Below are 21571 nucleotides of genomic sequence, written 5' to 3'. Positions count from 1 at the left end.
CCTTTCTTGCACTGCTGTTCAAGAAAGGTCCTAAATCAATTGTATGTTTCATCCCGGTAATCGATCGTTCGATGCGACGGAGACCGCACCACTCTCGCTCCTCCGGGATGCGCCTACGGCATGTGGTCGACCATCTCGGCAAAGACGTTGACCTGGCCACCGAAGACCTTTCCCTCACGGTCCAGCGTCTCGACACTGATCAGCGCTCCGGTCCCGGTGTCGATCACCATCCGGTCGACGTAGCCCTCCTCGAAGGTGAACTCGAGGACATAGCCGGGCCGCCCGGTCCGATCCGTGCCGATGCCGAGGTCCCGTGCCCGGATCGCCTCGAGGTCGAGCCCGGCGAGGACTCGATAGATCCCGGACTTGACGTCGGGGGTGACTGCGGGGTCCGGTAGCAGCTTGGTCGCCAGCCGATACAGTGCCCGGTCAGGGGCTTCGTCGGCGTAACCGAGTCCCAGCTGGTGCGACAAGGTCAGCATCTGCGACCGCAGCTGGTCGGGGTCGACCGGCAGGTCGGCCAACTGCGCACTCGTCAAGTATCCGGACGTCTCGTGAAGGCCCTCCCCGACCCTGCCGACGAGTGCGGTTCCGTCCGGGCGCACGAAGGTGTCGTACGTCGGGTGACCCGCATCGGTCAGATTGGCGAACTGCAGGTGCCGGATCGGTCCGGTCGCGATCGGCTCGGTCGTCGCCGCGACCAAGGTCGCCGTTTGCTCCAGAGTGAATGCCGCGCCCACCGTGACGACCTGGCTCTGTTCGGGTACACCCATTTTGTCGTAACTTGCGGCGAAGACGAGCACCGAGACGGCGACACAGGCAGCACTGATCACCGCCGTCACCCGCCCCGGCCGGCGACGGAACCTGCCGAGTGTGACGACCGTAGCCGGTGACCCGGTGTCCTCGGAGTCGGACTGCCTCGTGGAATCATCGATTTCCATGGTGCGCATCAGATTTCGTCTCGCGCGGAGGAGTACCTCGTCGCTGGGGGGCTCCGGCTCAGGTCGCCGACTACGGATCTCCGTGAAGTCACCCATGTCCATCTCCTTGCCCCGGCTCGGCCTGCTGTCGCCCTGTTCTTGTGAGTTCATCGGGTTCCGGTTCACGCAGCTTGCGGCGGAGCCGGTTCAAGCGAGAACGCACGGTTCCGGTAGGAATCTGCAACGCCTCGGCGATCTCCGGATAGCTGAGGTCTTCCCACGCGTACAGCAGCAGTGTGTCGAGGTCCGCCTGCGAGAGGCGCCGCAGCCGGCGCTCGAGTGCACGGACCTCACGGCGGGCGTCGATCGAAGCGTCGACCCGGTCCTCGAACGGCAACGTGCTGTCGGGCCTGGGATGGCGAGCGAGCAGTGCGACGTCCCGGCCCAGGCGGCGACGGTTCGAGTTCAGGAGGTTGCCCGCAATTCCGTACAGCCAGGGCAGCGCGTGCTCGTAGGCCAGGTCGAAACCGGCCCGACGACCGAACGCGACCACGAACACGTCCGAGGCGAGATCATCCGCCGCATCGTTCCCCGCCCGACGAGCAAGGTACCGATGAATCGTGCCGAAGTGACGATCGAAGATCCCAGCGAAGGCGTCAGGATCGGTCAGCGACCGTGCGATGAGCTCATTGTCGCGCGGGCCAGGGACCTCGCGGAGTACATCAGTGTCCACATTCCCATTTGTCACAAACACCACTTCCGGTTCACGGTCCGCGCAGACGGTCGGGGAGATCCCCATATGCGTGGCGCTGCTGTGGGCGGACGGTCCGTGCACCACGCTGAGGCGGCGTGCCGAATCCAGACCCTACCGAGGAGGGGCGGCACCCGCATTGGCACGCACCCCGTGCACGCCGAACAGGACGAGCAGTCGGCCGCAGCGCCGTCGACGCTTCCGAGCCAGTGCGGGGCGGACGTGTCGAACTCCTGCACCCCACCCGGTCACCGCGACAGCGGCACGAAGATCATCCCGGCCCGCCGGATCGGCTTCAGCTGGACCCGCGGGCGACGCGCCCCAACCTCATCAGGTTGTCGCCAATCGCAGTGCGAGTGTTCCCGCGGCCAGGACGAGAAATATCGCCGGGAAGGGGATCGTCGAAAACCACCCCACCCGGACGTGAGCACCAATCGCGCAGGCGAAGAACGCAACGAGGCCGACCGCGGCGGCGACCCCGATGAGTGGTATCGCGATGCCCACGAGGAGACCAGCTGCTCCAGCCGCCTTGAGAGCACCCAGCGGGACCACCCACGACCGCGAGGCGCCCACCGTGATCGCGTTGGTGACAGTCTGCTCGGTCTGCATGAAATCCAGGATCGCCGCGTAGCTGTTGGCGATCACACTCAGGAAAGTGACAGCGAGGTAGAGAGCGAACATGAACCCTCCAAGGATCGAAAACCGGCTCTGCTTTCGACTTTGATCGGTCGCGTATTGCTGGTCCAATACCTGTTTCCATAGCCTGGGGGCATGGATCTGGACACGCGGTTGTTGCGCTACTTCGCGGCCGTCGCAGAGGAGGGGAACCTGACCCGCGCCGCGCAGCGACTCTTCGTGTCTCAACCGGCGTTGACCAAGCAGATCAAGCAACTTGAAGCACTCCTCGGAGTGCAACTGTTCATCCGCTCGCGTGCCGGGATGACCCTCACCGAACCCGGCGAAGCCTTGGCGGATCGCGTGCCCGCGATACTGGCCGATTTGGACCAAGGACTGCGCGAAACCAAACGCGCAGCCGGCAATGCGGCACAGGTGTTGCGGATCGGGTTCGTCGCAACCGGGGCCAACGAGTCCACGCAGCGAATCGTCGCCGAGTTCGCTCGCCGCAGGCCAGGCTGGCGCGTCGACCTGCGGAAAACCGCATGGTCCGACCCGACCGCCGGACTTGCCGACGGAGAAGTCGATGCCGCATTCCTGCGGCTACCCGTCCCCGGCCAAGAGAGCATGCGCGTCGAGGTCCTACTCACCGAACCCCGCTGCGTAGTGCTGCCCGCCTCGCACCCGCTAGCCGACCGTGACCGAATCGCATTCCACGAATTGTGGGACGAGCCGTTCGTCACGGGTCCACCCGAGTCCGGCTCGGTGCGTGATCACTGGCTGGGAAGTGCGGAACGCGGCGGCCACGAAACGCGGATCGGTGCCGTCGCCCGCAATCCCGACGAGTGGCTGAACGCGATTGCCAACGGCTACGGCATCGCCCTCGCGCCCGAAGCTACCGCCCGGTTCTACGCACACCCTGGCGTTGTCTACCGACCCGTCACCGGTGTCAGCCCCAGCCAGGTCGGCATCGTGTGGGACCCGCGAGCGACACCAATCCCATCATCAGGGACTTCGTCCAATGCTGTCTCGACAACCGCTCACAGGCGGACCACACGACCAGCTGAACCGTTCCGGTTGGATGCCGGTCAACCTGTCGAATGCGCATGCAGCCCAGAACAACCCACGATTGGTGAACACCCCCGTGCCGGCTCGCGCAGGCTCGTCAGCCGCGACACCGGCTCGAAACCGTCGATTCACCAACCCTTGACTGCAGTCCCGTCCCACCGCGGATCGGCCAGCAGTTCCGGTGCCGGGCCGACGAAGGCGCGGGCGGCATCGGTGTCGCCGGTGAGGGTGAAACGCAGCCACGCGGTGAGGTATCCGCGGAATCCACCACCGTCGGAGGGCCAGTTGTGCCCCACCCCCAGCAGGCGGCCACGGGCCGCGGGCCCCGGGCTCACGGCGTGATAGGCGGCCTGCGGAATGGCCGTCGAGACGAGATCCTCGGCCCCGGTCAGGTAGAACACCGGACCTGTCAGCCGCGTCACGTCGATCACGTCGACGGGCCGGGAGGCCCACCAGGGATCGGGCAGGTCGAGCACCGCGGTGGAGGTGATCAGTCCGTCGGAGTGGGTGCTGGCATTGATCGATCCCCCGGCGCCCTGCGAGTGTCCGACGGCGGCGACGTGAGCGACGTCGATGCGATCGTGAAAGACGCTCTCCGGGTTGTCGTTCTGCGCCAGGATGTAGCGTGCGGCCGCCAGGATCTCGGTTCCGTCGCCGGTGACACTGCTGTCGGCGACCACGACGACGAAGCCCCAGGAGGCCAGGTGGCGCAGCAACTCCTCGTACTGCTCGTACGTCGCGTAGCTTCCGTTCCCGAAGGTGACCACCGGATGGCGGTCTCCGCTGGTGGCGATGTCGGCGGGATGGAACACCTGGTAGCCCGGCACCGCGACCGATGTGACGCCGTGGATGCCGGTGGCCGCGTAGCGCTCGCTGACGGATTGCCGTTCCGGAGCAACAGGATCCGCCGGCGCCGTCGGCCCCGCGACGGGAACCGATGCGAATGCCGGTGCCGAGACTCCTGACGCCGTCGGAATAGCGATGATCGCAGCGAGGAGCAGAGTCCGGGCGTGTCGGGTGGTGGTCAGCGGAGGCCGTCGCAACTTCACGAGCGCATCCTAGCCAGAGTCGACAGATGAGGAGTCGGTCGACAGGCCGGAACCTGGCCGGCTCAGCGGTCTTCGGGACGCGGACGCTCCGCGCGCGGGATCTCGGTGACACCCCACCCCGTGAAGAATCGACGGGCATTCACGAGATAGTTCCGCAGGTGCCGGAGAAGCGCAGACACCTCCCAAAACTGCATGTTCATACCCGATGGTCTCATATGTCCCGAAGGCGCAGAGCATTCTCCGGTTGCGTCGCCCATTGGGATGAGTTCGGGGGTGAAATCGCGTTTGCGCTGCACGTCGGCTTTGCGGACCCATCCGGCTGGAATAGCGTCCAGGAGGTCGTTGCAAGACGACACGGTAGGCATCCCACCCCGACACGGATGCCTACCCAGGCCGGGTGGCGGCAACAGGAGCCTGCCGCCACCCGGCACACCAAACCGCCATCGGTGGAGCAAGTCGCATCTTGCGGTGGATCATCCGGCGGAAGTTCTCCCGGTGGATCCCGAGATCATCTACCGCCCCACCGGTCTCGTGCGGTGTCACCCTTCGCCCAGTCGGGTGCACGCCCGGCGCAGCATCGAACGAACGACCACCGGGTGGACCGCGCTGACGGGCGCGAAGTAGACGCGTCCGCGCCAGCCCTTCAGCCGCACGACCGTCGTCAGGCGGACGAGTCGAGCCTCGGTGTCGACCGCTACGCCCGCCCGGAAGTCGAGGTGTCGGTCGTCCACGGAGATCAACGCCTCACCGTCCTGCACGCGTGAGACGGCGAAGACATCGCGGCCACCGCGGGGCACACCGATCAGCGGAACCAGCAACTGCCGCAACGCAAAGGCCAGGCGGATCCAGACCGGGGTCGAGCCGACGGCGAACACCGCCTCGGCCCAGACCCGTGGATCGTCGGTGGCACCGGGCGGTAGCGGCGCGGCGATGACGTCGACATAGTCCGGGCGGGGAATGTCGTCGAGGGCGAGGGACCAGAACGCGGGACGCGGCATGACGCCATCTTCCCGCGATCCCGCAGAGGCTGCCGACTCCCGAGCCCGGATGGCCTGTCGGTGCCATGGTTCACGATTGCGTCCGTGAACGTACTCATCTACGTCGGCTTCGCCCTCGTCGTGCTCGGCGCGGTCGTCAGTACCCGTCCTCTGCGGACTCGTGTCCCCAGATCCGTATGGGCGCTCATCTCGGCGGGCGGTCTCACACTCACTGTGGTGGGCATATGGACATCGGACGACAACACCGTGTGGAGCATCGTGTTGACGGTGGTCGCGGTGCCGGTCATCCTCGCCACCATTGCAATCCCGGTCCGCGAACGTCTGTTGAACAACGCGCGCTAGCGGACAGTTCGCGTGTTCGTACGCCCCGCCATCTCACTTCCTCACGGCCGACACCAACCATCGATGTCCCGGCCGCAACTGCCACAGCGCCGACCGTTCGGGCAGCGCGCGTCCGTACCGCTCGGCGAGTTCGTCGATCGGGACCGCGGTGGCGCGCCAACCGTAGGAGTCGAACCAGGCCACCGGATCGTCGGGACCGTTCGAGTGCAGCATCGCCAGCCATTCCTCCCGATTGATCGGGCTGGCGTGGAACAGCGGCGCGTCGCTGATCGCGGCCGCGACGTCGACATTGGTGATCGTCGCACCGATCGCACTGCCGGGCGCGGACAGTTCGCCGACACGGGTCATCAGCGCGTCGACCGCGTCGTCCGGGAGGTACATCAGCAGTCCTTCGAGAATCCACGCCGTCGGGACGTCCGGCAGGAAGCCGGCATCGCGGAGGGCCGCCGGCCAGTCCTCGCGGAGGTCGATCGGCACCACCGCACGGGTGGCCGCCTCGGGCGCGGCGGCACCGAGGACCTCGGTCTTGAACGCGACCATGTCGGCGGTGTCGAGTTCGTAGACGGTCACCGGCCCGGGCCACCGCAAGCGGAACGCGCGCGTGTCCAGGCCGGCGCCGAGCAGAACCACTTGCCCGCAACCGGACGCCACCGCGTCCAGCACGAAGTCGTCGAGGAATCTCGTCCGCGCCGCCACCCAGGTGGTCAGTTCCTCGAGGCTTCCGCTGTCCATCTCTTCGGTGGGTGGATGCCAACCCGAGTGGCGGACGAACTCGCCCGCCCACGGATCGTCGACCAATCGGTCGTCACGCGCCGTCTCCAGTGCGCGCGCCGCCGCGACGAACACTGCCGTCGCCCCCACCCCGCGAGGTTGATTCATGGCAGTACCTCCTCAGCCCACCGTCGATTGTCCTCCCGGTGACCGGGACCGCACGTCCCTCGGCCGTCACCGCTCCCTATGGTCCGGATCACACGATCGTCGGAGACTGGAGGCAGAACCCATGAGCGCGAACCGTTTCGTCGGCAAGGTCGCATTCATCACCGGAGCGGCGCGCGGGCAGGGCCGGGCCGAGGCGGTGCGGCTGGCGGCCGAGGGCGCCGACATCATCGCCATCGACGCCTGCGCCGACTTCACGTCGACCGCCTACGACGGCGCCACCGAGGCGGACCTCGCCGAGACCGTCGCGCTCGTCGAGGGCCTGGGCCGCAAGATCGTCGCCACCAAGGCCGACGTCCGTGACTTCGCCGCGGTGTCCGACGCCCTCTCGGCGGGCATCGCCGCACTCGGCCGGCTCGACGTGGTGGTCGCCAACGCCGGGATCTGCTCGGGCGCCATGTCGTGGGAGATCACGCCCGAACAGTGGCAGGAGACGCTCGACGTCAACCTCACCGGCGTGTTCTACACCTGCAAGGCCGCGATCCCGCACCTCATCGAGCAGGGCGAGGGCGGCGCGATCGTCATCACCAGCTCCGTCGCGGGCCTGCGGGGCCTGCCGTTCCTCGGCCACTACGTCGCCAGCAAGCACGGCGTCACCGGACTCGCGAAGACCCTCGCCGTCGAACTCGGCGCACACAACATCCGGGTCAACACAGTCCACCCCAACGGCGTCGAGACGGGCATGCAGGTCAACGACATGCACGCCCTGGTCCAGGAGTACGCCACCACCCTGGCCCCGATCTTCATGGGCAGCCTGCCCGACCAGATCAGCCAGCCCGAGGACATCGCCAACGCCGTCGCCTGGCTGGCGTCGGACGAGGCCCGGCACGTCACCGGCATCCAGCTGCCGGTCGACCTGGGCACCCTCATCCGCTGACGGCAGTCGGCTGCGGTGTGCACGTGATCGGGGCATCCTGATCACGTGCACACCTTCGAGGTCTGGGCCCCGATCCCCCGTTCGGTCCGCGTTCGCGTCGACGGGACCGATCACACGATGACCCGCTCCGCGGACGGTTGGTGGCGGGCGGAGGTCGACGCGGGACCGGCGAGCCGATACGGGTTCGTGCTCGACGACACGGACGCCGCGCTCCCCGATCCCCGGTCCCCGCGGCAGCCCGAGGGCGTCCACCTGCCGTCGCAACTGCACGCGCTCGATCCCGCCGGCTGGACGGACGGCTCCTGGACGGGCCGGCAGCTCGCGGGCGCCGTCGTCTACGAACTCCACGTCGGGACGTTCACCCCGGAGGGCACATTCGACGCCGCGATCGAGCGCCTCGATCACCTCGTCGACCTCGGCGTCGGCTTCGTCGAGTTGATGCCGATCGCCGCATTCAACGGCACCCGCAACTGGGGTTACGACGGTGTGCTCTGGTCCGCGGTCCACGAACCCTACGGCGGACCCGACGGCCTGCAGCGCTTCGTCGACGCCTGCCATCGCCGCGGGCTCGCGGTGGCGCTGGACGTCGTCTACAACCACTTCGGGCCGTCCGGCAACTACGCGGATCGGTTCGGTCCGTATCTCGCGGAGGGCGGGAACTCGTGGGGCCGGACGATCAACCTGTCCGGGCCGGGCAGCGGCGAGGTGCGCCGGTTCATCGTCGACAACGCGCTGCGCTGGTTCCGCGAGTTCCACATCGACGCGTTGCGCCTGGACGCGGTGCACGCCCTCGTCGACCACAGCGCCACACACCTTCTCGAGGAGTTGTCGATCGAGACGCACCGACTGTCGGCGCACCTGCGTCGGCCGCTCACCCTGATCGCCGAGAGCGACCTCAACGATCCGAAGATCATCACCTCCCGGGCGGCGGGCGGTTACGGACTGGACGCGCAGTGGGACGACGACGTCCATCACGCGATCCACGCCGCGGTCTCCGGGGAACGCCAGGGCTACTACGGCGATTTCGGGTCACTTCAGGCCCTCGCCCACACCCTCACCCACGGCTACTTCCACGACGGGACGTACTCGACGTTCCGCGGACGAAACCATGGACGTCCCATCGACATCCGACGCATTCCCGCCGACGCGATGCTTGCCTACACCTGCACCCACGACCAGATCGGCAACCGCGCCACCGGCGACCGTCCGAGCAGCTACCTCACCGACGGTCAACTCGCGGTCAAGGCCGCCCTGGTGCTGTGCTCGCCGTACACGCCGATGCTCTTCATGGGTGAGGAATGGGGCGCGCGAACACCCTTCCAGTACTTCACGTCTCACCCGGAACCCGAACTGGGCAGGGCGACGGCGGAGGGCCGGCGGCGGGAGTTCGCCGAGCACGGCTGGGACACCGACGACATCCCGGACCCGCAGGACGAACGGACGTTCCTGCGCTCGAAACTCGACTGGCACGAGCGCAACGTCGAACCGCACTCGCGACTGCTCGCCTGCTACCGCGACCTGATCGCGTTGCGCCACGCGCGCCCGGACCTCACCGACCCGTGGCTCGAACACCTCGGCATCGAGTACGACGAGGACGAGCGGTGGATCGCCGTGGTCCGCGGAAATCTCCGGATCGCATGCAATCTCGGGAGCACACCGGTGACCGTGCCGGTCGGCGGCGTCCCGCTGTTGTGGTGGGACGCGCCGGAGATCGACGAGACCGCATCCGCGGTCGTGGTTCCGGGCCACTCCTTCGCGGTGCTCGAGGCCCTGCCGCACGCGGTCAGAACGGGACCGCGGTGACCACCACGTTCTCGAGATAGGTCCCGCGCCCCTGCGCGTCCTTGACGATCTCGCCGCCGCACGTCACCAGGTGCAGTTCACGAGGACCACCCGCACCCTGGAACGCCCACTCCGGCAACGCCTGCTTCACGAACCGCTCCATCCGCGTGATCTTCCACCTGGTGACCACGCCGTCCCTCGTCAGATATACCGCATCGCCCGGATACAACGTGTGCATCCAATACAGCGCACCCTCGCCCTGATTCGCGTTGTCCACATGACCGGCGACCAGAGTCCCGCCGTCGGGCGCATCGATCGGCGCCGACCCCGTCCAATACGTCACCTGCGCCACGTCACGCGGCAGCAGCAGACTCCCGTCCCCCGCCAGACCCAACGGGTCCAACGCCGTCTGCACTCCGATCGCCGGGATCACCAGATGATCGTCCGGCAACGGCCCGAACGGGATCTGTGCCCGCTCCGCCGGATCCGCCGCCGCCGGACCCGGTTTGCGCGCCTTGCCGCCGCCGCCGAGCAACGGCACCGGGCCCACCACCGGATCACCCACCCCGTCCGGCGACAGGTCGAACGTCGACTCCGGCACCGGCGCCGACGCGGCCGGCGCCGGCTGCACTCCCCGATAGACCAGAAGACCACCACCGGTGAGCAGCACCAACGCCGTCACGATCATCAGGATCGAACCACTGCGACCCGACGGTCGTTCTGCCGCATGCCTGCCCACGATGGAAATCCTCCGCTCACGCTGGGTTCTCGAAACAGCCGAGTGGCCCGAGGCGGTACACGCCTCGGGCCACTCGATCACACGTCAGAGCACGTCACAGTCGTTCTGCGACAGCACTCGTCACTCGCTCCCCTGGTTCCGCCGGCGCAGTGCGAAGTACAGCACTCCACCCGCCGCGACCAGCAGCACCAGACCACCAGCGACGAGTCCGGCGTTCATGCCGCCTTCACTGTCGGCGCCCAGACCGGAGTCGATCAGTGCACCGGTCTCGGTGTCGGAGTTGCCGGTCGTTCCCTGGTCTCCCGACTTTCCGCCGTTGCCGCCGTTTCCGGAGTCAGCAGGGGTTCCGGGATTACCGGGATTGCCGGGCGTTCCGGGGTTACCGGTTTCCGTTCCCCCACCAGGAGTGTTCGAGCCGCCGGGCGTACCCGAACCAGTTGAGCCAGCCGAGCCCGAGTTCTCCTTCGAGCCATCCGCAAGGGAGCCAGCCGCAAGGGAGCCAGCGGCCAGCGAGCCGGCGCCGAGCGAACCCGCCGCAAGCGAACCCGCATCAAGCGAACCGGCGTCCAGCGAACCGGCGCCGAGCGAACCCGCATCAAGCGAACCCGCGTCCAGCGAGCCAGCGCCGAGCGAACCCGCATCAAGCGAACCCGCGTCCACCGAACCGGCGTCCAGCGAGCCAGCGCCGAGCGAGCCCGCCGCGAGCGAACCGGCGTCCAGCGAACCGGCGCCGAGCGAGCCCGCCGCAAGCGATCCGGCCGCAAGCGATCCGGCCGCTAGAGATCCGGCGCCCAGCGAACCGAGCGAACCGGTACCGAGCGAGCCCGTTCCGCCGGGCTGCTCACCTGCGGTGACCGTGGCGTCCGACTCATTCGAGTCGACCGGCTTGTCCGACGGCGAGGTGCCCGTCGCCGTGGCGACATTGTCGACCTGGCCGGCCTTCACGTCTTCGTCCGTGAAGGTGTAGGTGGCCGTGCAGGTCACCGACTCGCCGGGATCCAGCGAGGTGTCCGGGCACGTGATGTCGGACAGGTCACCGGTGCCGGTGAAGTCGCCCTCCTTGACCGTGACGTCCTTGAGCGTCTGATCACCGGTGTTGGTGATCGCGAAGTTGTAGGTGACGGTGTCACCCACCTTGACGTTCTCACTCGGTTCCGCGGTCTTCTCGAGTGTCAGCCCCGACTCCGGATCGCCGGTGACAGTCACCTTCGACGGATCCGACTCGATCGGCGTCTTCGACGGCGGGATACCCGTCGCCGTCGCCGTGTTTTCAACGGAACCGGCGTTCATGTCCTTGTCCGTGAAGACGTAGGTGGCCGTGCAGCTCACCGACTTGCCCGGATCCAGCGACTTCGCCTCGTCCTCGCACTTGATGTCGGACAGTTCGCCGGACCCAGAGAACTGCTCGTCGTTGACCTTGACGTCGGTCAGGGTCTGCTCACCGGTGTTCTTGATCGCAAACGTGTAGGTGACCGTGTCACCCACCTTCACACCACTCTTCGGCTCCGCGGTCTTCTCGAGCGTGATGCCGCTCGTGGCCGTGCGACCCTTGATGGTCGCCGTCGACTCCTTGGACTCCACCGGCCTGCCACCTGGATCTTTGCCGGTCGCGATCGCGGTGTTATCGATGGGGGCGCCGAGATTGATGTCGCCCTGCAGGATCGTGTACGTCGCGGTGCACTCTGCAGTGTCACCCGGGTTCAACGTCTTGTCCTTATCCGGGCAGTTGAACGGCGACATCTCCTTGCCGAAACCGGAGAACTTCTTCTCCACCGGCGTGACGCCCGTCAGCGGCACAGCGCCGGTGTTCTTCATCACGAACTTGTAGGTGACCTCCTGGCCAACCTTGAAGTGATCCTCGTCGCTGGGCGACACCGACTTCGTCAACTCGAGGCCGGGCTTCTTGGCCGCGTTGGTGAAGGTACAGCTGACGCTCTTGCCGCTCTGACCGTTCGGAATAGCCACGGTGCCGGTCGTGCCGGTGCCGGAGGTCTTCTCCTTGGTCTTCGCGTCCACACACTCCCAGGACACGGTGTAGTTGGAGAGGTCCGCGCCGTTCATCGCGGTCTCCTTGATCGTGTAGGTGTTACCCGCGAGCGCGAGGACCGGACCGGCCAATACTTCCTGAAGACCGGACTTGTCGCCCGAAGTCGTCGCCGTGTTGCCGGCGGTCAAGCCACCACCGGTGATCTCCAGTCCGAACTGATCGTCCTTACCGACACGCCCGTCCGGCAGCGTCTTGTGGAGTTCGATCGTGTTCGGATCGACGCAGGAGCCCATGTCTGTCATGTTCGACTTCGTCAGCTCAGCGACCCGCTCACCCGTGCTCGGATCCACGCGATAGAGGTGATCGCGACTTCCGACGTACAGGAAACCGTTCGGGCCGAACGCGATCGAGTTGCTGGCATTGAACGCTTCGGTCACCTTGGTGACCGCAGTTCCCGTCAGCTGCGGCGTGCCCGACTTCGGCATCGGCCCGGGGACCGAGTAGACGACACCCTTGGATTCAGAAGCGGAGACGATGTACATATTGCCCTTGGCGTCGAACGCCAAATCGCCGTTGTCGCCCGGCTTCTTGTCGACGTTGACGGTGATGACGGTGCCGGTGGTCTTGTCCGTCGCCGGGTCGTAGACGCCGAACTTGAAGCCAGAACCGCTCGCCCCACCGAAGTAGTACAACCCATCGGCTGGGTTCACCGCGCCGTGCGTCGCCGCATAGCCGTCAGGCTTCTTCACACCGTTCGACGTCTTGCCGGACGCGGCGTCGTACTTGTAGATCGTGGCATTGTTTGCCGTGTAGATCGCATACTTGCCACCGGGACCGATACCGAGCTGGTTGTGATCCTTGTCGCTCGACATCAACTCGAAGGCATCCTTCGTCGACCCCGTAGCGGGATCGATCTCCTTCGCTTTGCCTGCCTTGTCAGTGACCGAATAGAGCACACCACAATTCAGGTTGCCCGTTGCCGCCGCGGTCCCCGCGCCGACCGTTGCGGTCGAGACTGTGGCCACGCCGGCCAGCATGGCCATGACCACAGTTCGGATGACGCCCTTATGCAGGGCGCCGCCTAACCTCCCCATTATTTGAGGCCCTTCTGATGGACGCCCGGCCGGATCCGGCAACGAGCGATGGATGACTTGGACAATCACCCCGACGCGGGACATCGAAACACAATCGGCGATACAGCCAGACCCGCCGGCCGCGCGTGTGACACGTCATCACCCCATCGCAACCGTCTCGATAAACCACTGTGCAACAGCATGATTCAGAAACACCACCGGCAGGAGGGCGAGACCTGCGCCAGCAAGCAGGTCATCCGGTATTTCACCCGAGTTTTCACCCCATCGACCCCGAGGGCGGCATCCCAGGCGACGCCGGGGTGTCGACGATCACACCGCCCAGGGAGGGGTCCAACGAGGGCAGGTCAGGCGAAGGCTCACGCCGCTTACCCCGCAAGGGGGTCGACACGAAAACGGCCGGCTCGAATGTGATTCGAGCCGGCCGTTCCTGGCGCCTTAGCCGAGTTGCAGGAGGTCACGCCGCGCACATCGCGGCGCCGCGCACCCGGGGCGGCCGTCGCCGACCGCCCCGGCCTCGGGCCTATTCGATCGACAGCAGCGCCGCTGCCTCGAGTTCGAGGTCGCGGTACCGATCCTTGCCGAGGTCCACTGCGACACCGAGCATCTTCCCGCCCGTGAACGGGAACGGGTTGCTGTACTGCCGACTCACCGTGTCGGCGCTGTCGAACCCGACGCACAGACCGTCACCGCAGAGCGTGAACTTTCCGATCTGTGCGCGCATCGGGCCCTCCGCGACCTGCTGATCGTCCACGTAGAGCTTGCAGGTGCCCACCGATTCGCCGTGCTCCCCGGCGCCTTCCCGCACGAACTCCATGCCGAGCACGTGCGGACCGGGCGCGAGCTGTTCCGACACGAACGTCTGCTCGGGCGGGATCCCGAGGAAGTTGTAGACGTAGTGCAGCTTCCCGTCCTTGATGAACAGTGCGTGCCCACCGAAGCGAGAGCCGTGCGCAAAGATCACGCCCTGCGCGTCCCCGTCCAGCACCACGTCGGCGATGATCTTGAACGACCGCCCGCGAACATTCACCGCCACGCCTTCCGGCACCGCACCGCTGCCGGGGTAGTAGACGTAGCGGTCACGGGGCGGCTCGGCCTGCGGCCGCTCGACCGTGAGCATCTCCATCACCGACCGGTCGTCCAGCGGCAGGCCGTTCTTGTCCTCGGCCTCCTCGAACCACGCAGCGATCAGCTCCTTGACCTTGTCGGGGTGCTGATCGGCGACGTCATGGGCCTCGGCTCGGTCGACGTCCACGTGGTACAACTCCCACGCATCCTGATCGAAATTCCCCTTGCCGTTCAGTGGCGCATGTGTGGCGGCCGCCTTCCATCCGTCCTGCCAGATGCCACGCGTGCCGCCGATCGTGTAGTACTGCCGCCTCTTTCGGGTCGGAGCGTCCGCATCGTCGAAGCTGTAGGCCATCGACACACCGGGCAACGGGATCTGCTCGACACCACGGAAGGTGGCGGGCATCTCGGCACCGGCGAGCTCGAGGATGGTCGGGACGATGTCGGTCACATGATGATATTGGTGCCGCAGCTCACCCCGAGCCTTGATCCCGTTGGGCCACGAGATGATCATCGGGTCGCACGTCCCACCGGCGTACTGCGCATACCGCTTGAACATCTGGAACGGCGTGCTGAAAGCCGCCGCCCATCCCGTCGGATAGTGGTTGTACGTGTCCGGCGAACCCAGCTTGTCGAGCATCGCCAAGTTCTCGGCGAGGTCGTCCGGGTAGTTGTTGAAGTATTTGTTCTCGTTGACCGAACCGTTCGCCGTGCCCTCACCCGAGGCACCGTTGTCGGCGCAGTAGAACACGATGGTGTTGTCCAGCTGGCCGGTCTGCTCCAGGTAGTCGATCACGCGGCCGACCTGGGCGTCGGTGTACTCGGAGAAGCCCGCGAACACCTCGGCCATCCGCGAGAAGAGGCGCTTCTCGTCGTCGCTGAGTTCGTCCCACGGACGCACGTGGTCGAGCGGGTTCGCCTGTTCCTCGGGGATCGGGTTGAACGGAGTGAGCTCGGTGTCCTCGGGCATGACGCCCTTCTCGATCATCCGGTCGAGCACCCACCGACGGTAGGCGTCGTAGCCGTCGTCGAACATGCCCTTGTACTTGTCCGCGTACTCCTTCGGGCTGTGGTGCGGGGCATGGTTGGCTCCCGGGCAGAACCACATGTACCAGGGCCGCGACGGGTTCGACGCCTGCTGATCCCGCAGCATCTTGATCGCCTGGTCAGCCAGATCCTTCGAAAGGTGGTATCCCTCTTCGGGAGTGCACGGCGGCTCGATGAAGTGGTTGTCCTCGCAGAGGTCCGGATACCAGTTGTTGGTCTCACCGCCGAGGAAGCCGTAGAACCGGTCGAAGCCCATCTGCAGCGGCCACCGCGAACGGCTGCCGCCGGCGGAGTTGTCCTCCTCCGGGACGTTGTGATCCTTGCCCACCCAGAAGGTGCTGTACCCGGTGCCCTGCAGGATCTGCCCGATCGTTGCGCACTCGTCCGGGATCCGACCCGCGTTGCCGGGGAACCCGTTGGTGGTCTCCATGATCGAGGCGATCCGGTTGGTCGTGTGATCACGGCCGGTCAGGAGACAGGACCGCGTGGGCGAACACAGTGCCGTGGTGTGCCACTGCGTGTAGGTGACACCGTTGTCCGCCAATCGCTGCGCGGTGGGCATGTTGACGCGCCCCCCGTAGGGCGACCAACATGCCATGCCGGTGTCGTCGTACAGAACGATGAGCACGTTGGGTGCACCGTCCTGCGCCTTCCGTAGAACATAGGGCGACCAGTCCGGAACCGAATCCCGAACATCCAGCGCGATCTTCCCCTTGAACTCGGGCTTCTCTTCTGGCACGGCATCTCCTGACGATCGATGCGGGCAAACGATGCCCGTCGGTCACCGCAACGTATCCGTGCGAACCGCACTCCGGTCTCACCCACTTCGGATGATCCTGACCGAGTCCGGTGCCGGGTGCGACGCAGGTGCGTCTCCCCGGCGCCCGGACGTCAGCGCCGACGGAGCATGCGCGCCACGAGAATCGCGGTCGCGAACAGGACGATCGACGTCGCACCGGCCGCGATGTGCATGCCGTCGACGAACGCCGACTGCGCCGTGTCGAGGAAGGCCGCGGCCTCGTTCGCCGGCAGCGAGTGCGACACCTCGACCGCGCCGCCGAGGGTGCCCTCCGCGACATGCGCCTGGTCGGCGGTCAGCCCGGAGACGTCGAGCCCGCGACGGTAGATCGCCAGCACGACACTGCCGAGGATCGCGACGCCGAGCGCGACACCGAGTTCGTACGCGGTCTCCGAGACGGCCGACGCCGCACCGGCGCGTTCCGGTTCGACCGCGCCGACCACGAGGTCGTTGGTCAGCGTGAGCGCGACACCGATGCCCGCACCGGCGAGCAGGAACCCGACGACGAACGCCTGCGGCCCGCTGTCCGTACCGAGCGCGATCAGCGCGGCGGCACCGAACGCCGCCACCACGAGACCGACGCTGAGCACCCGACTCGGCTCCCACCGCCGGACCAGCCACGCCGCGGCCAACGACGCGAACGCACTGACCAGCGTGCCCGGCAGCATCAGCAGACCGGCCTCGAGCGGCCGATAGCCCAGCACCAACTGCAGGTACTGCGAGCCGAAGAACAGCACACCGGCGAGCGCGAAGATCGACAGCAGGTTCGTCAGCACGGCCGTCGAGAAGGCCGGGCGGGCGAACAGCGACAGGTCGAGCATCGGGTCGTCGAGCGTCCGCTGGCGCCGGATGAAGACCCAACCCGCGAGCAGGCCCACGATGCCGATCGCGGTGAGCACCCAACTCGGTCCGTGGACCGCGGTTTCCTTGACCGCGTACACCATCGGCACCATCGCGAGCATCGACAGTCCGGCGCTGATCAGGTCGAAACGGCCCGGCTGGGGGTTCTTCGACTCCGGGATCACGAGCGGACCCAGCGCGATGAGACCGATCATCACCGGAATGTTGATCAGGAACACCGAGCCCCACCAGTAGTGCTCGAGCAGCCAGCCACCGATCAGCGGCCCGGCCGCGGCGCCGCCACCGGCCATCGCGCCCCACACGCCGATCGCGGTGGTGCGCTGGCGCGGATCGACGAACATCGTCCGGATCAGGCCGAGCGTCGCGGGCATCAGCGTCGCACCCGACACGCCCTGGAGCACACGCGCCGCGATGAGCATCTCGGGGCTGGCCGACCACGCCGCGATCAGCGACGCCACCCCGAACCCGGCGGCGCCGATCAGGAGCAGCCGCCGCCGGCCGATCCGGTCGCCGAGGGTGCCCATCGTGACCAGCAGGCCCGCCAGCACGAACGAGTAGACGTCGATGATCCACAGCAGCTGGGTGCTGCTCGGCTCGAGATCCTCGCTGATGAACGGCAACGCGAGGTCGAGGACCGTCGCGTCCACCGAGATGAGCAGGACGGCGAAGGCGAGCACGACAAGCCCGAGCCAGTCCTTCCGGCTGGCCTTCGCTACGTGCGGATCCCGCACCGTGCCCACAGACATGCTTCCACTCCCACGAACTGATTGATGAACAGGAACCGACCGGATAGTTAACCGTCCAGCCGGTACAGTAGCGACTCCAGGATAGCAGCCAACCGTCCAGCCGGTACAGTGACTTTCATGGCATCCGACACACGCGATCGCATCCTCGACGCCCTCGAACGCCTCCTCCTCGACGTCGGCGTGGCCCAGGTCACGCTCGAAGCGGTGGCGGCGGCCGCGGGGGTCTCCAAGGGCGGACTGCTGTACCACTTCCCCACCAAGGAGGCGCTGCTGGCGTCGATGGTGCGACGACTCGGCGAGCGTTCGGATCAGCAACTGGCCGACGCCGTCTCGCGCGGGCGGACCGTTTCCGAGATCTACCTGCAGTACCCGGTGGCCGAGTCGGCCGACGAGATGGCGCTCTACCGCTCGATGCTCGCGGCCATGCGCAGCGCCGACGGTCAGCACGACGAGGTCCAGCAGGCCGTCGCGGACGTGATGCGCTCGTGGGACGACGGGCTGCTCGCCGAGATCGACGATCCGGTTCAGGCCGAGATCGTCCGACTCGTCGGCGACGGCATCTATCTGGCGGCCCTGCTCGGACTGCCCGAACCCGATCCGGACCTGCACCGCCGGGTGGTGAACCGATTGCTCGGCACCGGCCCGGCGGGCAGTGACCGGTCGGACAGCGAACCGGCTACGTGAGGTAGCGGTACGCGGGCGAACCCGGCTCGAGCTGCTCGACCTCGATACGCGAGGTGCGCATCCGGTCGAGCAGATCGGACAGCCCCTCGGCCGCACCGAGCTCGATGCCGACCAGCGCCGCACCCGTCTCGCGATTGTTGCGCTTGACGTACTCGAACAGGGTGATGTCGTCGTCCGGGCCGAGCACCTCGTCGAGGAAGCGGCGCAGCGCGCCCGGCTCCTGCGGGAAGTCCACCAGGAAGTAGTGCTTGAGCCCCAGGTGCACGAGCGACCGCTCGAGGATCTCGCCGTAACGCGAGACGTCGTTGTTGCCACCCGAGATCAGGCAGACGACCGTGCTGCCCGGCTCGACGTCGAGGTGACCCAGCGCCGTCACGGACAGCGCCCCGGCGGGCTCGGCGATGATGCCCTCGTTCTGGTAGAGCTCGAGCATCGCGGTGCAGATCGCACCCTCGTCGACCTGCGTCATCGCGAACTTCTCCGGCCCCATCTCCGCGACCCGGCCCGCGCGGGGACCGGTCACCAGCGGCAGCGACGCGTGCGAGACGACGTTCGCCCCGAGCCCCGACACCACCGCGTACGGCAGGTCACCGACCCGCTTGACCGCGGCGCCGTCCACGAACGGATCGACCTCCGGGAGCGTCACCGGGCCGCCGGCCACCAGGGCCGCGGTCATCGACGCCGCCCCCACCGGCTCGACGCCGACGATGGTGGTCTCGGGTGCACGCTCGTGCAGGTAGGTGGCGATGCCGGCGATGCAGCCGCCACCACCGACCGGGACGACCACACAGTCCGGCGCCGTTCCCAGCTGCTCGAGGATCTCGGCCGCGATGGTGCCCTGACCGGCGGCGGTGCGGGCGTCGTCGAACGGCGGGACCATCGTCGCCCCGGTCCGCTCGACGTCGGCGGCGGCCGCCGCCGCGGCGGCGTCGTAGGTCTCTCCGGTGGGGATGAGCTCGACGAACCCGCCGCCGTGCACCATGATCCGGTCGCGCTTCTGCTTCGGGGTGTTGGCGGGGACGTAGATGCGGCCGCGGATCTCCATCGCCCGGCACGCGAACGCCACGCCCTGAGCGTGGTTGCCGGCGCTGGCCGTGACGACGCCCGCCGCCCGCTCGACATCGCTGAGCTGCATGATCAGGTTGTAGGCGCCGCGCAGCTTGTACGAACGGACCACCTGGAGGTCCTCGCGCTTGAGGTAGACCTTGGCCCCCGTCAGGGCCGACAGCCGATCGCTCAGCTGGAGGGGTGTCGCGTCGATAATGTGCGCAATTCGCTCGGCAGCCGCATCGATCTCGTCCGCGGTGAGCGCGGGCGAGGTTACCTTCAGTTCTGCGAGTTCCGGCGAGTTAGACACCCATGCATTTTCCCACTACGCACGGCACCGAGCGCAACCGCCCCACCCGCGGACCCGCCCGCCGCCGGACGACGTCACCCGCGCGGCGAGAACTGCGACGGCCGGGGCACGTTGCGCAGATTCGACTTGGCCATCTGAACCGCTTCTGCCACACCGCCGTTCATCACCATCTTCGACATCGCCAGCGCGAACCCGCGCACCTGCTCGCCGGTGATCGACGGCGGCAGCGAGAGCGCATTCGGATCGGTGACGATGTCGACCAGCGCCGGGCCGTCGTGCTCGAAGGCGGCCCGCAATCCGGACTCGACGTCCGCGGGATCCTCGATCCGGCGGGCGAACAGACCCAAAGCCGTTGCAAGAGCGGCATAGTCGACAGATGGGACATCCACCCCGAAATCGGGCAGGCCGTCGACGAGCATCTCGAGCTTGACCATGCCGAGGGTCGAGTTGTCGAACACGACGATCTTGATCGGCAGCCTGTACATCGCGACCGTGATCAATTCACCGAGCAGCATCGACAACCCACCGTCACCGGACATCGTCACCACCTGACGCCCCGGGTCGGCGAACTGCGCGCCGATCGCGTGCGGCAACGCATTCGCCATCGACCCGTGCAGCGCCGACGACAGGAACCGGCGGCGGCCGTTGGGGGTCAGGTAGCGCGCGGCCCACACGTTGCACATACCGGTGTCCGCGGTGAATACGGCGTCCGCGGCGGCGACGTCGTCGAGGATCGACGCGGCGTACTCGGGGTGGATCGGGATCCGCTGCTTGACGGGTTCGGTGTAGGCGCCGACGACCTTGGTCATGAGCTTCTCGTGCCGGTCCAGGGACTTCTCCAGGAAGCCGCGGTCCGCCTTCCGGTGGACCAGCGGCGCCAGCGCCCGCAGGACCGACCGGGCGTCTCCGTGCACGGCGAGATCCACCCCGGTGCGCCGACCCAGCGTCTCGGCGGCGACGTCGATCTGGGCGGTGCGCACGTCGTCGGGCAGGAACTGGTCGTAGGGGAAGTCGGTGCCGATCAGGATCAACAGGTCGGCGTCGTGCATGCCGTCGTGCGCGGCGCCGTACCCGAGCAGGCCGGTCATGCCGACGTCGAACGGGTTGTCGTACTGGATGAATTCCTTGCCGCGGAGGGTGTGCCCGATCGGTGCGCCCACCGTGTCGGCGAGCGCGAGGACCTCGTCGCGGGTGTCCCGCACGCCGGCACCGGCGAAGATCGCGACGGCCGACGCGGTGTTGATCGCGTCCGCGAGGGCGCGAACGTCCTCGTCCGCCGGAACGACGGAGGGGCGTCCGGTCCGCACCAGCGGCGGCGGTGTGCCGACGGCCGGTTCCTCGGCGACGTCGCCGGGGAGGGTGAGGACCGCGACGCCGGACCGCGCGAGCGCGTGCTGCATGGCGCTCTGGACGACCCGGGCCGACTGCGCCGGCGTGGTGATCATCTCGGTGTAGCAGGAACATTCGACGAACAGGCGGTCGGGATGCGTCTCCTGGAAGTAGCCGGTCCCGATCTGTGTGCTCGGAATGTGCGACGCGATCGCGAGCACCGGTGCGCCGGACCTGTTCGCGTCGTACAGGCCGTTGATCAGGTGGAGGTTGCCCGGGCCGCAGGAGCCCGCACACACCGCGAGGCGGCCGGTGACCTGCGCCTCCGCGGCCGCGGCGAAGGCCGCCGCCTCCTCGTGCCGGACGTGGATCCAGTCGATGCCGCCCGCCGCGGACCCACCGGTCCTGCGGACCGCGTCGACGACCGGGTTGAGACTGTCCCCGACGATTCCGTAGATGCGCTGCACCCCGGCCTCGACGAGCTGGGAAACCAATTGATCTGCAACAGTTTTCGCCGCCATGTCG

The 21571-nt window shown here is 67.3% G+C and carries 15 protein-coding genes and 2 pseudogenes; 5 read left to right on the top strand and 12 right to left on the bottom strand.

Annotation, left to right across the window (positions count from 1 at the left end; all coding sequences use genetic code 11):
* Positions 1-113: 113 nt before the first annotated feature.
* From EGT67_RS12800 to EGT67_RS25620, 3 genes are all read right to left on the bottom strand, one after another.
* A complete protein-coding gene (locus EGT67_RS12800; RefSeq protein ID WP_127916457.1) occupies positions 114-941 on the bottom strand; it encodes a hypothetical protein in 828 nt (275 codons plus the stop codon).
* Positions 942-1029: 88 nt separating this feature from the next.
* Positions 1030-1719, bottom strand: coding sequence for an RNA polymerase sigma factor (locus EGT67_RS12795; RefSeq protein ID WP_127916456.1), 690 nt, complete (start codon positions 1717-1719; stop codon positions 1030-1032).
* A 282-nt stretch (positions 1720-2001) separates the two neighbouring features.
* Positions 2002-2352, bottom strand: coding sequence for a DoxX family protein (locus tag EGT67_RS25620; protein ID WP_127916455.1), 351 nt, complete (start codon positions 2350-2352; stop codon positions 2002-2004).
* Positions 2353-2442: 90 nt separating this feature from the next.
* On the opposite strand from EGT67_RS25620, the pseudogene EGT67_RS25615 reads away from it, so the two are divergent.
* Positions 2443-3222, top strand: a pseudogene (locus EGT67_RS25615) (LysR family transcriptional regulator); the annotation flags it as partial.
* A gap of 260 nt (positions 3223-3482) precedes the next feature.
* Here the strand turns inward: EGT67_RS25615 and EGT67_RS12775 are convergent.
* On the bottom strand, positions 3483-4403 hold the full coding sequence (locus EGT67_RS12775) for a poly(ethylene terephthalate) hydrolase family protein (protein ID WP_241566003.1): 921 nt from the start codon (positions 4401-4403) through the stop codon (positions 3483-3485).
* Positions 4404-4942: 539 nt separating this feature from the next.
* On the bottom strand, positions 4943-5401 hold the full coding sequence (locus tag EGT67_RS12770; RefSeq protein WP_127916454.1) for a DUF2867 domain-containing protein: 459 nt from the start codon (positions 5399-5401) through the stop codon (positions 4943-4945).
* A gap of 84 nt (positions 5402-5485) precedes the next feature.
* On the opposite strand from EGT67_RS12770, the gene EGT67_RS12765 reads away from it, so the two are divergent.
* Positions 5486-5743, top strand: a complete 258-nt coding sequence (locus EGT67_RS12765; protein WP_127916453.1) for a hypothetical protein — start codon at positions 5486-5488, stop codon at positions 5741-5743.
* A 33-nt stretch (positions 5744-5776) separates the two neighbouring features.
* Here EGT67_RS12765 and EGT67_RS12760 read toward each other — a convergent pair whose 3' ends face one another.
* Positions 5777-6622, bottom strand: a complete 846-nt coding sequence (locus EGT67_RS12760) for an SAM-dependent methyltransferase (RefSeq protein WP_127916452.1) — start codon at positions 6620-6622, stop codon at positions 5777-5779.
* 121 nt (positions 6623-6743) lie between these two features.
* On the opposite strand from EGT67_RS12760, the gene EGT67_RS12755 reads away from it, so the two are divergent.
* Positions 6744-7556 (top strand): mycofactocin-coupled SDR family oxidoreductase, encoded by an 813-nt coding sequence (locus EGT67_RS12755; RefSeq protein WP_127916451.1) that lies wholly within the window; start codon positions 6744-6746, stop codon positions 7554-7556.
* A 45-nt stretch (positions 7557-7601) separates the two neighbouring features.
* Positions 7602-9359: a malto-oligosyltrehalose trehalohydrolase gene (gene treZ, locus EGT67_RS12750; protein ID WP_127916450.1), complete on the top strand. Its 1758-nt coding sequence runs from the start codon at positions 7602-7604 to the stop codon at positions 9357-9359.
* Here the strand turns inward: treZ and EGT67_RS12745 are convergent.
* From EGT67_RS12745 to EGT67_RS12730, 4 genes and pseudogenes are all read right to left on the bottom strand, one after another.
* The gene (locus tag EGT67_RS12745; RefSeq protein ID WP_241566002.1) at positions 9340-10077 is read right to left on the bottom strand and encodes a class F sortase; all 738 of its coding nucleotides are present in this window, start codon (positions 10075-10077) and stop codon (positions 9340-9342) included. The genes treZ and EGT67_RS12745 overlap by 20 nt on opposite strands.
* A 120-nt stretch (positions 10078-10197) precedes the next feature.
* Positions 10198-13089: a DUF7507 domain-containing protein gene (locus EGT67_RS12740; RefSeq protein WP_164877556.1), complete on the bottom strand. Its 2892-nt coding sequence runs from the start codon at positions 13087-13089 to the stop codon at positions 10198-10200.
* Positions 13090-13678: 589 nt separating this feature from the next.
* Positions 13679-15988: pseudogene (locus tag EGT67_RS12735) on the bottom strand (arylsulfatase); the annotation flags it as partial.
* Positions 15989-16161: 173 nt separating this feature from the next.
* On the bottom strand, positions 16162-17676 hold the full coding sequence (locus EGT67_RS12730) for an MFS transporter (protein ID WP_127916447.1): 1515 nt from the start codon (positions 17674-17676) through the stop codon (positions 16162-16164).
* Between the two features lie 117 nt (positions 17677-17793).
* Between EGT67_RS12730 and EGT67_RS12725 the strand changes: the two genes are divergently transcribed.
* Complete coding sequence (locus tag EGT67_RS12725; protein WP_127916446.1) at positions 17794-18360, top strand: TetR/AcrR family transcriptional regulator; 567 nt, start codon at positions 17794-17796, stop codon at positions 18358-18360.
* Here the strand turns inward: EGT67_RS12725 and ilvA are convergent.
* A complete protein-coding gene (ilvA, locus tag EGT67_RS12720) occupies positions 18353-19717 on the bottom strand; it encodes a threonine ammonia-lyase IlvA (RefSeq protein WP_127916445.1) in 1365 nt (454 codons plus the stop codon). The genes EGT67_RS12725 and ilvA overlap by 8 nt on opposite strands.
* A 74-nt stretch (positions 19718-19791) precedes the next feature.
* Positions 19792-21567, bottom strand: coding sequence for a pyruvate dehydrogenase (locus EGT67_RS12715; protein WP_127916444.1), 1776 nt, complete (start codon positions 21565-21567; stop codon positions 19792-19794).
* Positions 21568-21571 lie beyond the last annotated feature (4 nt).

Source organism: Prescottella agglutinans, from assembly GCF_004011865.1.
GTDB lineage: Bacteria > Actinomycetota > Actinomycetes > Mycobacteriales > Mycobacteriaceae > Prescottella > Prescottella agglutinans.
Note: the sequence above shows the minus strand (reverse complement) of the source record. Positions and strands in the feature narration are given on the sequence as shown.

Excerpts from the sequence above, each read along its gene's own strand:
- EGT67_RS25620 (WP_127916455.1), bottom strand. The coding sequence starts at position 2,352 with ATGTTCGCTCTCTACCTCGCTGTCACTTTCCTGAGTGTGATCGCCAAC.
- EGT67_RS12760 (WP_127916452.1), bottom strand. The coding sequence starts at position 6,622 with ATGAATCAACCTCGCGGGGTGGGGGCGACGGCAGTGTTCGTCGCGGCG.
- EGT67_RS12795 (WP_127916456.1), bottom strand. The coding sequence starts at position 1,719 with ATGGGGATCTCCCCGACCGTCTGCGCGGACCGTGAACCGGAAGTGGTG.
- EGT67_RS12730 (WP_127916447.1), bottom strand. The coding sequence starts at position 17,676 with ATGTCTGTGGGCACGGTGCGGGATCCGCACGTAGCGAAGGCCAGCCGG.
- EGT67_RS12755 (WP_127916451.1), top strand. The coding sequence starts at position 6,744 with ATGAGCGCGAACCGTTTCGTCGGCAAGGTCGCATTCATCACCGGAGCG.
- EGT67_RS12715 (WP_127916444.1), bottom strand. The coding sequence starts at position 21,567 with ATGGCGGCGAAAACTGTTGCAGATCAATTGGTTTCCCAGCTCGTCGAG.
- EGT67_RS12725 (WP_127916446.1), top strand. The coding sequence starts at position 17,794 with ATGGCATCCGACACACGCGATCGCATCCTCGACGCCCTCGAACGCCTC.
- EGT67_RS12770 (WP_127916454.1), bottom strand. The coding sequence starts at position 5,401 with ATGCCGCGTCCCGCGTTCTGGTCCCTCGCCCTCGACGACATTCCCCGC.
- EGT67_RS12800 (WP_127916457.1), bottom strand. The coding sequence starts at position 941 with ATGGAAATCGATGATTCCACGAGGCAGTCCGACTCCGAGGACACCGGG.